Raw genomic sequence first — 12,992 nt, 5'->3', positions numbered from 1 at the left:
GTTTAATTTGTTATTAACTAAGGAATTCGAATACACCAGCAGCACCTTGCCCTGTTCCAACACACATGGTAACCATTCCGTATTTGTTTTTCATATCTCTTTTACGCATTTCATCGAATAATTGTACCGATAATTTTGCACCAGTACAACCTAAAGGATGACCTAAAGCGATTGCACCACCATTTACATTAACAATATCTGGGTTTAAGTTTAGCTCTCGCATTACTGCTAAAGATTGTGAAGCAAAAGCCTCATTTAACTCGATTAATTCGATATCATTTTGCTGTAAACCTGCTTGTTTTAATACTTTTGGTATTGCAGCCACAGGACCAATTCCCATTATTCTAGGTTCTACACCAGCAGCAGCATAGTTTACCACTCTTGCAATTGGCTCTAAGTTTAATTCTTTAACCATTTCTTCGCTCATTACCATAGCAAATGCAGCACCATCACTCATTTGAGATGAATTACCAGCAGTAACACTTCCGCCAGCGGCAAAAACAGGTCTTAATTTATTTAATACTGCAGTAGAGGTTCCTTTTCTTGGTCCTTCATCTTTATTTACAGTATATTTTCTAGTTGCTTTTTTACCATTTGCATCTAAATAAGTTTCTTCAACTTCTATTGGAACAATTTGGTCTTGAAAACGATTTTCTGCTTGTGCTCTTAACGCTTTCATGTGAGAATTATATGCAAATTCATCTTGATCTTCTCTCGAAACTTTAAATTGATTTGCAACTGCTTCTGCAGTGTTTCCCATTCCCCAATAATAATCTGCATGACCATCTTTAATGGTGTCGTAATTTAATTCTGGTTTAAAACCAGTCATTGGTACAGAACTCATGCTTTCTGCTCCACCAGCTATAATACAATCTGCCATACCAGCTTGTATTTTTGCAGCAGCCATTGCAATTGTTTCTAATCCAGAAGAACAAAAACGGTTTACTGTAACTCCTGGTACATCAACAGAATTCAATCCTATTAAAGAGATAAAACGAGCCATATTTAATCCTTGCGAACCTTCTGGCATTGCGTTACCAACAATTACATCATCTATACGTTTTACGTCTAAATTTGGTAATTCTTTCATCATGTGTTGGATTGTTTCTGCACCCAACTCGTCTGCACGTTTAAAGCGAAAAACACCTTTTGGAGCCTTTGCAACTGCAGTTCTATATGCTTTTACTATATATGCTGTTTTCATAAAATTTTAGTTTCTTAAAGGTTTACCAGTTTTTAACATTGCCTGAATTCTTTCTAACGTTTTACGTTCTGTACATAACGATAAAAATGCTTCACGCTCTAAGTCTAATAAATACTGTTCTGTAACCAATGTTGGTTCAGATAAATCTCCACCCGCCATAACATAAGCTAACTTATTGGCTATTTTCATATCGTGTTGTGAAATGTAATTAGAATGTTCCATAGAATCTGTTCCTACTAAAAACATACCTAATGCTTGTTTACCTAACACTTTAACATCTTTTCTAGTTGCAGGTTGCGTGTAACCACTTTCTGCCATTAATTTAGCATGTGCTTTGGCAGTAGCAATTTGTCTGTCTTTGTTTACAACAACTACATCTTTACCTTTTTGAAGTAAGCCTAAATCGAAAGCCTCGTGTGCAGAAGTAGATACTTTAGCCATACCAATTGTTAAAAAGTTTTCTTGTAAAACATTTAACTCTACATCTCCTTTGCTAAATGAATCTGAAGCTCTTAAAGCCATTTCTTTAGAACCACCACCACCAGGAATAACACCAACACCAAACTCTACTAATCCCATATAAGTTTCTGCTGCTGCAACAACTTTATCTGCATGTAAAGAGATTTCACAACCACCACCCAATGCCATTCCATGCGGAGCAGAAATTGTTGGAATTGATGAATAACGCATACGCATCATTGTGTCTTGAAAATATTTAATGGCATAATTTAATTCATCATATTCTTGCTCTACAGCCATCATAAAAATCATACCAATATTTGCACCAACAGAGAAATTCGACGCTTGGTTACCAACAACCAATCCTTGAAAATCTTTTTCAGCTAAGTCGATACCTTTATTAATTCCTGCTAAAACATCTCCACCAATTGTGTTCATTTTAGACTGGAATTCTATATTTAAAATACCGTCTCCTATATCTTCGATAACTACTCCAGAATTTTTAAATACTTGATTTGATTTTCTGATGTTATCTAGAATAATAAATGATTCTTGACCAGGTTTTTTAGTTTGAGCTTTAGAAGCAACATCATAAAAATAAGTTGCGCCTTCTTTAACAGAGTAAAAAGATTTAGAACCAGCAGCTAACATTTCTGTAACCCATGCAGCAGGTTCATGTCCTTCAGCTTTCATTAATTCGATACCTTTTTCTATACCAACTGCATCCCAAATTTCGAAAGGTCCGTTTTCCCAACCGAAACCAGCTTTCATTGCATCGTCAATTTTATACAATTCATCAGAAATTTCTGGAATTCTATTTTGAACGTATGCAAACATTGCTGCAAAGTTTTTTCTGTAAAACTCACCAGCTTTATCTTTACCACCAACTAAGATTTTAAATCTGTCGATTGGTTTATCTATTGTTTTTGTTAATTCTAACGTTGCAAATTTTGCTCTTTTTTTAGAACGATACTCCATCGTATCTAAATCTAGCGTTAAGATTTCTTTTTTACCATCAACAACAGCTTTTTTATAGAAACCTTGTCCGGTTTTACTACCCAACCACTTGTTTTCCATCATCGTATTGATGAAATCAGGAAGTTTGAAAAGCTCATGAGCTTCGTCATTAGGGCAGTTTTCGTAAATTCCATTAGCAACATGAACTAAAGTGTCTAAACCAACAACATCTACAGTTCTAAAAGTAGCCGATTTAGGCCTACCAATTACAGGCCCCGTTAACTTGTCTACTTCTTCTACTGTTAAGCCTAATTCTTTAACTTGATGAAATAAAGATTGAATTCCGAAAATACCGATTCTGTTACCAATAAAAGCCGGTGTATCTTTAGCTAAAACCGATGTTTTACCTAAAAACTTCTCACCATACATCATTAAGAAATCTGTAACTTCTTGTTTACAATCTGGTCCAGGAACAACTTCAAAAAGTTTTAAATATCTTGGCGGATTAAAAAAGTGTGTTACTGCAAAATGCTTTTGAAAATCTTCACTTCTTCCTTCGTTCATAAACTTGATAGGAATACCAGAAGTATTAGAAGAAATTATTGTACCCGGAGTTCTGTATTTTTCTAATTTTTCGAAAACTATCTTTTTTATGTCTAGTCTTTCTACAACAACTTCCATAATCCAATCTACATCTGCAACCTTTGCAATATCATCTTCTAAATTACCTGTAGTAATTCTGTTTGCAAATTTCTGATTGTATATCGGAGACGGTTTTGATTTTAAAGATGCTGTTAATGCATCATTAACCAATCGGTTTCTAACAACTTTGTCTTCTAATGTCAGTCCTTTTGCTTTTTCTTTATCGGTTAATTCTCTTGGAACAATGTCCAATAAAAGAACTTCTACACCAATATTAGCAAAATGACAAGCAATACCGCTTCCCATAATTCCGGAACCAATAATTGCTACTTTTTTAATTCTTCTAGTCATTTGTTTGATTTTTTAAACTGCTTTATTGTTGATTTCTTTATAAATTTCTTTATCTGCTATTAATTTATTTATGGTAGAGGTCACATTAAAAAAACCTTCTAAGTCTTTTTCTGTAACATTATTTATTACTGTTTCATTAAACTGAATAACATGTCCTTTAGAAATTTTACGCATTTCTTTACCGTATTCTGTTAATTTAATAATTACGCTTCTACCATCGTCTGGGTTTTTTTCTCTGCAAATAGCACCTTTGTCTTCCATGTTTTTTAAAATTCTAGAAAGGCTTGTTGGTTCCATTCCCATTAACGGTCCTAAAGCTGTAGACGGCGTTCCGTTTTCCTTATCAATATTTAACAAAACAAAAGCTGTAGCCATTGTGCTATTATGTGTTAACGCTTGTTCGTTATACAATTTTGCAACGGCTTGCCATGTTGCTCTTAATTGATGATCTATTGATTTATTTTTATTCATTGGTTCAAATATAATAAAATTTATTATGCGTGCATAGTAAATTTCAAAAAAGTTATGCATGCATAGTAAATTTAACATAAAATTAAACTGTAACGTTTTTAGTTGATGTTACACTAATAGTTATAAAATATGTAATTTTGTTAGGCTTTTTACCTAAAATGAAAATCTACTTTAATCAATGAAGAATTTATTAGAAATAAATAACGTAGTTAAAAGATACGGAGATTATACTGCGTTAAATAATGTTTCACTTGCAATTCCTAAAGGAAGTGTTTACGGTTTGTTAGGGCCAAACGGTGCAGGTAAAACGTCTTTAATTAGAATTATAAACCAAATAACAATGGCAGATAGTGGTTCTGTCATTTTAGATGGAGAAAAACTAGCACCACATCATACAGCTCAAATTGGTTATTTGCCAGAAGAACGTGGTTTGTATAAGTCTATGAAGGTTGGCGAGCAAGCTTTGTATTTGGCACAATTAAAAGGTTTGAGTAAATCTGAAGCGAAAAAAAGATTAAAGTATTGGTTCGAAAAATTTGATATTTCTGCTTGGTGGAATAAAAAAATAGAAGAACTTTCTAAAGGAATGGCGCAAAAAGTGCAGTTTATTGTTACTGTAATGCACAATCCTAAATTATTAATTTTTGATGAACCTTTTTCTGGTTTTGATCCTATTAATGCGCAATTAATTGCTAAAGAGATTTTACAATTAAGAGATGAAGGTGCTACAATAATTTTTTCGACTCATAGAATGGAGTCGGTAGAAGAAATGTGTGATGAAATTGCTTTGATAGATAAATCAAACAAAATTTTAGACGGTAAGTTAGATGATATTAAACGTAAGTTTAGAACAAATACATTTCAAGTTGGTTTAAATACTCAAAATCCTACAGAAGTAGAAAGTATTTTAAAAGAACACTTTAAAGTGTATCCATCAGATTTTAAATTATTAAACGACAGTTTAACTTTAAACGTAAAAATACCAACAGGTAAAACGGCAAATGAATTGTTATCATTTTTAACAAGTAGAGGAGAAGTACAACATTTTGTAGAGCTTATTCCGAGCGCAAATGATATTTTTATACAAGCAATAAACAAAAATAATTAAGAAGATGAGCAAGTTAAAGTTAATTATACAAAGAGAGTTTATTGCTAAAGTTCGTAATAAATCATTTATAATTATGACTTTTTTGAGTCCGCTAATTATGGTAGGTATGGGTGCATTAGTCTTTTTTCTGATGCAAAAAAATGATGAAAAAATTAAAAAAATAGTTTATGTAGATAATTCTGAGTTTTTTTCGAAAGCAGATTTTAAAAATACAAAAACGATTCATTATTTAGATTACACAGATTTAGGAGTTGAGGAAACAAAAAAGAAGGTAGAAGAAGGTGATTTTTATGGCGCATTGTTAATTCCTAAACAAGATAGTTTAGAGGTTTTAGCAAAATCAATAGAATTCTACTCTAAAGAATCACCAGGAATGTCTGTTATGAATTCTTTAGAAAATAAGATTGAACAAAAAATCAGAAATATAAAACTAACCGATTTTGGTATCGATTTAGATAAAATAGAAGCATCTAAAATCAATACAGATATTAAAATGTTCAATTTTTCTGGAGAGCAATCATCAAAATTAATTAATGGTTTAAAAATTGGTGTTGGGGCAATTGCAGGTTATTTATTAATGATGTTTGTAATGATTTATGGTACTTCTGTGATGAGAAGTGTTATCGAAGAAAAAACAAGTAGAATTATAGAAATAATTGTGTCATCAGTAAAGCCATTTCAATTAATGTTGGGTAAAATTTTAGGTAATGCATCCGCAGGATTATTACAGTTCTTTATTTGGGGAGTTTTATTATTTGTAATTCTTACGGTTGTTTCTTCAATATTTGGTGTAGATGTTGTAGAAATGCAATCAGCAAGAGTGCCAGCAGAGCAAATGGATGCAGTTAAACAAGCAACTGAGGGTGATAAAGGGCAAATGGTTGTTCAAGAAATACTAAAATTGCCAATTTTAAAGCTATTTGTGTTGTTTATATTTTATTTTTTAGGAGGATTTATGTTGTATAGTTCGTTGTTTGCAGCTGTTGGTGCGGCAGTAGATAACGAAACAGACACGCAACAATTTATGTTGCCGATAATGTTACCATTAATTTTAGGAGTTTATGTTGGGTTTGCCACAGTAATGAATGATCCGCATGGTTCTATTGCTGTCTTGTTTTCTCATATTCCTTTTACAGCGCCAATCGTAATGTTAATGAGAGTTCCTTTTGGGGTTTCTTGGTACGAATTATTAATTTCAATGGCTTTGTTATTAGTTACATTTGTGTTTATGGTTTGGTTAGCAGCAAAAATTTATAGAGTTGGTATTTTAATGTATGGTAAAAAAGCAACTTATAAAGATTTGTATAAGTGGTTAAAATATAAAGGATAAATGCAAGACAGTTTAGAAAAAGTAAAAGAAGCTATAAAAGAAGAAACAACATCTATTTTAGATTATACTTTTAAATTTAGTGATGAAATTAGTATTACTGTAAAAGGATTAATATTTGTTGCAGTAGCGCTTTTGTTAACCGCTTTCGCCTTAAAACTAGTACGCAGATTTGTAACTAGAAAAATGCCAGAAAATGATAAAGTTAAATTTATTAGCGTTTTTAGTTATATAAGATGGCTAGTTTTTTTGGTTATTTTCTTAGTGGCTATGGATGCTTCTGGGGTTAATGTTACGGCTGTTTTTGCTGCTTCTGCAGTATTGTTAATTGGTGTTGGTTTGGCTTTGCAAACTTTGTTTCAAGACATTATTTCTGGTATTTTTATTTTGGTTGATAAATCTGTTCATGTAGGCGATATTATAGAGTTAGATAGTAAAGTTGGTAGAGTTTTAGATATTAGATTAAGAACCACAAGAGCTGTAACTATTGATAATAAAGTATTGGTAATACCTAATCATTTATATTTAACAAAAATATTATTTAATTGGACTGAAAACGGAACAGAGACTAGAGAGTCCGTTTCTGTTGGTGTTGCCTACGGTAGTGATGTAGAGCTAGTTAAAAAAATATTGATAGATGTTACAAAAGACCACGATAAAATTTTAAAAATACCAGAACCCAAAGTGCTTTTTGCTGATTTTGGAGATAGTTCTTTAAATTTTAAATTGGTTTTTTCTTTAAATAACAGTTTCGAAACAAGGTTTGTACAAAGCGATTTAAGGTTTGCGATAGAAAAAGCATTTAGAGAACATAATATTTCGATTCCTTTTCCACAAAGAGATGTTCACTTATATCAAAATCAATAGAAAATTAAACAAGAAAAAGAATTAAAGGTTTAGATATAATTTTGAATTAAATTTATTTAAATTACGTTTCAAATAAAAATTTATGAGCAAGATATTAATTATCGAAGACGAAGCAGCAATTAGAAGAGTTTTGAAAAAAATTATTTCTGAAGAAAATGATGCATATAATGTTGAAGAAGCAGAAGATGGTTTGTTGGGTATAGAGATGATAAAAAATAACGATTACGATTTGGTTTTATGCGATATTAAAATGCCTAAAATGGATGGTGTTGAGGTGTTAGAAAAAGCAAAAAAAATAAAACCAGAAATACCAATTGTGATGATTTCTGGTCACGGAGATCTTGATACCGCAGTAAATACAATGCGTTTAGGTGCTTTCGATTATATTTCTAAGCCGCCAGATTTAAACAGGTTGTTAAATACAGTTAGAAATGCTTTGGATAAAAAGGTTTTAATTGTCGAAAACAAAAGACTGAAGAAAAAAGTCAGCAAAAACTATGAAATGATAGGAGAAAGTGATGCGATTTCTCATATTAAAGAAATTATAGAAAAAGTTGCGGCAACAGATGCAAGAGTTTTAATAACTGGGCCAAACGGAACAGGAAAAGAATTGGTAGCACATTGGTTACACGAAAAATCAGATAGAGTTAAAGCGCCAATGATTGAAGTAAATTGTGCAGCAATACCTTCTGAGTTAATAGAAAGTGAATTATTTGGGCATGTAAAAGGATCTTTTACTGGAGCAAATAAAGATAGAGCTGGTAAGTTTGAAGCAGCAAATGGCGGAACCATATTTTTAGATGAGATAGGGGATATGAGCTTGTCTGCGCAAGCAAAAGTGTTAAGAGCTTTACAAGAAAATAAAATTCAAAGAGTTGGTTCTGATAAAGACATCAAAGTAAATGTAAGAATTGTTGCAGCTACTAATAAAAATTTAAAAGAAGAAATTGCACAAGGAAGATTTAGAGAAGATTTGTATCATAGATTGGCTGTAATTTTAATTAAAGTACCTGCTTTAAATGATAGAAGAGAAGATATACCTTTATTAGTAGAGTTTTTTGCTAATAAAATTTCTAAAGAACAAGGTTCAACTAAAAAAGAATTTTCTAAAGATGCTATTGCACTTTTACAAGAATATGATTGGACAGGAAATATAAGGGAACTTAGAAATGTTGTAGAAAGATTGTTGATTTTAGGAGAGAAAGAAGTGTCTGCAAACGATATTAAATTGTTTGCAAACAAGTAGATTTTTTATTTTCTAACAACGTAATAATCGCATCAAAGCTTTTAATTTTTGCATGTTCTAAAGCAGTTTTACCTTCAACATCTTTTAAGTTGAAATCTGCATTTTTGTTAAGTAAAAACTCAACCATTTTTTCTTGATTGTAAAGTGTTGCAAAAATTAAAGCTGAATAACCTTGGTTGTTCTGCATGTTAATATTTGCATTGTTTTTAAGTAGCAATTCTGCAATTTCTACATTGCCTTTAAATGCTACACCTAACAAAGCAGTATTTCCTTTCGCATCTTGATGGTTTACATTTGCGTTATGCTTAAGTAAGGTTTCTGCAATTTCTTTTTTATCAAAATAAGTTGCAAAAACTAAAGGACTAAAACCCCTTTTGTCTTTTGAGTTCGCTAGGTTAGGAAATTTTCTTAACAAAGTTTTAATCATATTGATATTCATAGATTGAATAGCGTTAAAAAAAGTATTTAAAATATTCATAATTTAAAAGTTTAAAAAAAAGGATAGGTTTTGCAAAACCTATCCTTTTTAGATTTATATAGATTATTTTACATCAAATCTGTCTAAGTTCATCACTTTAGTCCAAGCGGCAATAAAGTCTTTTACAAAACGATCTTGACCGTCGTTTGCACCATAGACTTCAGCAATTGCTCTAAGTTCAGTATTAGATCCAAAAATTAAATCAGCTCTCGTACCTTTAAATTTCACTTCTCCGGTATTTCTGTTGCTTCCTTCAAAATATTTATCGTCTTCAGAAGTTGCTTTCCACGTGTAAGTAAAATCTAAAATATTTTTAAAGAAATCGTTCGTTAAAGTCCCAACATTGTCTGTAAAAACTCCGTAATCAGAACCATCATAATTAGCTCCTAAAACTCTTAATCCACCAACTAAAACAGTTAATTCTGGTACAGAAAGTGTTAATAAATTAGCTTTGTCGATTAATAAATCTTCTGCAGCAATTGCTAAATCTTTTTTAATGTAATTTCTAAAACCATCAGCTAATGGCTCTAAATATCCAAATTGCTCAACATCAGTTTGTTCTTGGGTAGCATCGCCGCGACCTTGAATAAAAGCAACAGTTTCATTATAACCGGCATTTTTTAATGCTTTTTCTAGACCAACATTTCCTCCTAAAACAATTAAATCAGCTAAAGAAACTTCGCCTTCAAACTTGTTTTTCACACCTTCTAAAGCTTCTAGAACTTTCGCCAATTCTTTTGGGTTGTTAACTTCCCAACTACGTTGCGGTTCTAAAGCAATACGCGCTCCATTTGCTCCACCACGATTATCTGAACCTCTAAATGTTGAAGCAGAAGCCCAAGCCGTAGTTACTAATTGAGATATTGTTAAACCGCTATCAATTATCATAACCTTTAAATTCGCAATATCAGCATCACTTAATGTATAGTTTACTGCAGGAACTGGATCTTGCCATAACAATTCTTCTTGTGGAACTTCTGGACCTAAGTAACGAGAAGTAGGTCCTAAATCACGATGAGTTAATTTGTACCAAGCACGTGCAAATGCATCTTCGAATGCTTTATGATCTGCATGAAATTTTTTAGAAATTTCTAAATATTTAGGATCTACTTTTAATGCAATATCAGCAGTAGTCATCATTAAATCTTGTCTGCCATTTGCGTCACCAGCTTTTGGTGCCATTTTAGCATTTGAAGCCGCGGTTGGTTTCCATTGATGTGCGCCAGCAGGACTTTTTGTTAATTCCCATTCGTAATTTAATAATACATCAAAATAATCTGCATCCCAACGAGTAGGATTTGGTGTCCAAGCACCTTCAATACCACTTGTAATTGTATCATCTAAAACACCGGTACCAAAACTGTTTTTCCAACCTGTACTCATTTCTTCTATTGAAGCACCATGAGGTTCTTTACCAACATATTTATTAGGATCTGCAGCACCGTGTGCTTTTCCAAAAGTATGTCCACCAGCAACTAAAGCAACAGTTTCTTCATCGTTCATTGCCATTCTACCAAAAGTTTCTCTAACATTTTGAGCAGAACCCATCGGATCTGGATTTCCGTTTGGTCCTTCTGGATTTACATAAATCCAACCCATCATAACTGCCGCTAAAGGATCTTCTAATTCGCCATCATCATATCTTTCCTCATTCGCTCCCCATTCGGTTTCACTTCCCCAATAAATATCTTGCTCAGGTTCCCAAACATCTTCTCGACCTCCTGCAAAACCAAAAGTTGGAAATCCCATTGATTCTAAAGCACAGTTTCCTGCTAAAATCATTAAATCTGCCCAAGATATTTTGTTACCATATTTTTGTTTAATTGGCCATAATAACAATCTTGCTTTATCTAAGTTACCATTATCTGGCCAACTGTTAATTGGTGCAAAACGTTGGTTTCCTGCTCCTGCGCCTCCTCGTCCGTCACCAACTCTATATGTACCAGCACTATGCCACGCCATACGTATCATCAATCCTCCGTAATGTCCATAATCTGCAGGCCACCAATCTTGAGAATCTGTCATAAATTCTTTTAAATCTTTTTTGATAGCATCATAATCTAAACTTTTAAAAGCTTCTGCATAATCAAAATCATCTCCCATTGGGTTCGATTTTGCTGCGTTTTGACGTAAAATATTTAATTTTAATTCGTTTGGCCACCAATCTCGGTTTTTAACACCTTGACCAGATGTTTGTTTTGTAGTTCCGCTTAAAAAAGGGCAATTAGCTGCACTTTCATTTAAATCGAAATTATCTCCGTGTGGTTGACTATTAGCGTGAGGATTGTTTTTCATTTTTTATAATATTTAATTTGACAATGCAAACCTACAGGTTTTTTATGAATAATTATTATCTATAGTTTTTATTTTAAAATAACTAAAAACTATTTAAAATGTTTTCTCATTAAATTTACAAATTTTTAATTAAAATAATTCGAATAATTTTAGTCTATTTTTTTAATTGATTTTGATAAATTTAATTTATAGTATAATAAAAACTTAACATTAAATTCTAACAAATAATCTATACTCATTTATATCTTTGTGGTCTCAAATAACGAATTAATAATTACTTAAAACTTATAAAAAATGGCAACAGCAGTTGGTAAAAAATTTCCAGATTTAAATGTAGACGCAATGAACGAAATGGGAGATACGTTCAAAATTAATGTTTTAGAAGAAGCAAAAAATAAGAACAAGAAAGTATTATTATTTTGGTATCCTAAAGATTTTACATTTGTCTGTCCTACAGAATTACATGCTTTTCAAGAAGCTTTAGCTGAATTTGAAAAAAGGAATACTATTGTAATTGGTGCGTCTTGTGATACACCAGAAGTACATTTTGCATGGTTAAATACTTCTAAAGACAATGGTGGTATCGAAGGGGTAACTTACCCAATTTTAGCAGATAGCAACAGAAACTTATCTTCTATTTTAGGTATTTTAGATATTTCTAATGAAACTTTTGATGAAGCAACTCAAACAATACAAGTAGAAGGAGACAATGTAACTTATAGAGCAACTTATTTAATTGATGAGGAAGGAACAGTTTTTCATGAAGGAATAAACCACATGCCAGTTGGTAGAAATGTAAACGAATTTTTACGTTTAATTGATGCTTACGCTCACGTTCAGAAAAACGGAGAAGTTTGTCCAGCAAACTGGGAAGAAGGTAAAGATGCAATGTCTCCTAACGCAAAAGGAACTGCAGAATATTTAGCTTCTCACTAATAAATAATTGATAATATTCGTGTTTAGAAGTTTTCTAAACACGAATATTTTAAAAAACTACAACTATGTTACAAGAATTAACAGAAGACAATTTACAAGAAATTGTAAATAATAATGATAAGGTAATTGTGCAATATTCTGCTACTTGGTGTGGTAATTGCAGAATAATGAAGCCAAAGTTTAAAAAATTAGCTTCAGAAAATGAAAGCGTTGCTTTTGTAATTGCAGATGCAGAAAAATTTCCAGAAAGCAGAAAATTAGCAGATGTTAGTAATTTGCCAACTTTTGCAACTTTTGAAAGTGGAAGTTTTAAAAATCAAGCACAAACAAATAAATTTGATGTTTTAAAAGACTTAGCAAGCGAAATTATTTAATTATGAAGTTACCTGTAATTAAACACCTAACAAATTTTATCGAAGAAAACGATCAAGATTATGTTTTAGAAACCATAGAAACTTTAGAAGCTTTAACAGAGGTTCCTTCTTTAAAAGATGAAGAATTAGATGTTATCGGCGAGTTGATTTCTAATATGTACGGAGCTATCGAAGTTGATAAAATGGTAAAAGATGGCGCTCCTAAAAAAGAGGCCTTAAACACTTTTATGAAGCGAGTATTAGGCTCAATAGATAAATAATCTATTTATAAAACAGA

The 12,992-nt window shown here is 31.9% G+C and carries 12 protein-coding genes; 7 read left to right on the top strand and 5 right to left on the bottom strand.

From position 1 onward, the window contains the following. Positions 1-13 precede the first annotated feature (13 nt). Genes WG950_RS05420 through WG950_RS05410 form a run of 3 tightly spaced genes read right to left on the bottom strand, consistent with a single transcriptional unit; the run spans position 14 to position 4,084 of the window. Complete coding sequence (locus WG950_RS05420) at positions 14-1,204, bottom strand: acetyl-CoA C-acyltransferase (protein ID WP_079738307.1); 1,191 nt, start codon at positions 1,202-1,204, stop codon at positions 14-16. Between the two features lie 6 nt (positions 1,205-1,210). Then, positions 1,211-3,613, bottom strand: coding sequence for a 3-hydroxyacyl-CoA dehydrogenase/enoyl-CoA hydratase family protein (locus WG950_RS05415; RefSeq protein WP_340934690.1), 2,403 nt, complete (start codon positions 3,611-3,613; stop codon positions 1,211-1,213). A gap of 12 nt (positions 3,614-3,625) precedes the next feature. After that, positions 3,626-4,084 carry a MarR family winged helix-turn-helix transcriptional regulator gene (locus tag WG950_RS05410; protein WP_340934688.1) on the bottom strand — a complete coding sequence of 153 codons (459 nt, stop codon included), beginning with the start codon at positions 4,082-4,084 and terminating at the stop codon, positions 3,626-3,628. A 178-nt stretch (positions 4,085-4,262) separates the two neighbouring features. Here WG950_RS05410 and WG950_RS05405 point away from each other — a divergent pair, with 178 nt between their 5' ends. The 4 genes from WG950_RS05405 (at position 4,263) to WG950_RS05390 (ending at position 8,632) form a co-directional block, all read left to right on the top strand. Continuing rightward, positions 4,263-5,192: an ABC transporter ATP-binding protein gene (locus WG950_RS05405; RefSeq protein WP_340934686.1), complete on the top strand. Its 930-nt coding sequence runs from the start codon at positions 4,263-4,265 to the stop codon at positions 5,190-5,192. 4 nt (positions 5,193-5,196) lie between these two features. Next, entirely contained in the window at positions 5,197-6,522 is a 1,326-nt protein-coding gene (locus tag WG950_RS05400) for an ABC transporter permease (protein ID WP_340934682.1), read from the top strand. Further along, entirely contained in the window at positions 6,523-7,386 is an 864-nt protein-coding gene (locus WG950_RS05395) for a mechanosensitive ion channel family protein (protein WP_340934681.1), read from the top strand. 82 nt (positions 7,387-7,468) lie between these two features. Then, positions 7,469-8,632 (top strand): sigma-54-dependent transcriptional regulator, encoded by a 1,164-nt coding sequence (locus tag WG950_RS05390; RefSeq protein ID WP_340934679.1) that lies wholly within the window; start codon positions 7,469-7,471, stop codon positions 8,630-8,632. Here WG950_RS05390 and WG950_RS05385 read toward each other — a convergent pair. Both WG950_RS05385 and katG read right to left on the bottom strand, forming a co-directional pair. Next, positions 8,610-9,110, bottom strand: coding sequence for an ankyrin repeat domain-containing protein (locus WG950_RS05385; RefSeq protein WP_340934677.1), 501 nt, complete (start codon positions 9,108-9,110; stop codon positions 8,610-8,612). The two genes, WG950_RS05390 and WG950_RS05385, sit on opposite strands and share 23 nt — an antisense overlap. A gap of 63 nt (positions 9,111-9,173) precedes the next feature. After that, positions 9,174-11,405, bottom strand: coding sequence for a catalase/peroxidase HPI (katG, locus tag WG950_RS05380; protein ID WP_340934675.1), 2,232 nt, complete (start codon positions 11,403-11,405; stop codon positions 9,174-9,176). Positions 11,406-11,699: 294 nt separating this feature from the next. Between katG and WG950_RS05375 the strand changes: the two genes are divergently transcribed. From WG950_RS05375 to WG950_RS05365, 3 genes are all read left to right on the top strand, one after another. Continuing rightward, the gene (locus WG950_RS05375) at positions 11,700-12,341 is read left to right on the top strand and encodes a peroxiredoxin (protein WP_340934671.1); all 642 of its coding nucleotides are present in this window, start codon (positions 11,700-11,702) and stop codon (positions 12,339-12,341) included. Between the two features lie 65 nt (positions 12,342-12,406). Further along, positions 12,407-12,715: a thioredoxin family protein gene (locus WG950_RS05370; protein ID WP_340934669.1), complete on the top strand. Its 309-nt coding sequence runs from the start codon at positions 12,407-12,409 to the stop codon at positions 12,713-12,715. A 2-nt stretch (positions 12,716-12,717) separates the two neighbouring features. Next, complete coding sequence (locus WG950_RS05365) at positions 12,718-12,975, top strand: DUF6952 family protein (RefSeq protein WP_077808672.1); 258 nt, start codon at positions 12,718-12,720, stop codon at positions 12,973-12,975. Positions 12,976-12,992: the final 17 nt, after the last annotated feature.

This window comes from Polaribacter marinaquae (genome assembly GCF_038019025.1).
GTDB classification, from domain to species: domain Bacteria; phylum Bacteroidota; class Bacteroidia; order Flavobacteriales; family Flavobacteriaceae; genus Polaribacter; species Polaribacter marinaquae.
The sequence above is the reverse complement of the archived record's forward strand: the minus strand, read 5'-3'. Positions and strand labels throughout refer to the sequence as shown.